Annotated in this window: 1 protein-coding gene; it reads right to left on the reverse strand. The window is 64.6% G+C overall.

What is annotated here, in order from left to right; genetic code table 11:
* A partial coding sequence (locus ACKX14_RS15805; protein ID WP_422449346.1) for a DUF1501 domain-containing protein occupies positions 1-274 on the reverse strand: 274 nt, incomplete at both ends.

Raw genomic sequence — 274 nt, forward strand, 5'->3', positions numbered from 1 at the left:
GACCGGCTCGATCGTCTGATCGTTGGCGTTCGAGCCTGGCTTGCCTTCCATGATCATGTCGCGGCTGAATTCGCTGGCCAGAATGACGAGCGTCCGGTCGAGCAGGCCGCGGGCTTCGAGGTCGAGAATGAGCTGAGCGATCGGCCGATCGATCTCCTGCTTCATGCGCCGCAGCGTGGTGTGACCGTTGGCGTGCGTGTCCCAGTTGAGGAACGGCACGTATTCGGTCGTCACCTCGATGAAGCGCGCCCCCGCTTCGACCAGGCGGCGGGCG

Origin of the sequence: Thermorhabdus hydrogeniformans, assembly GCF_049310025.1 — a bacterium.
Lineage (GTDB): Bacteria > Bacillota > Thermosediminibacteria > Thermosediminibacterales > Tepidanaerobacteraceae > JBJYKD01.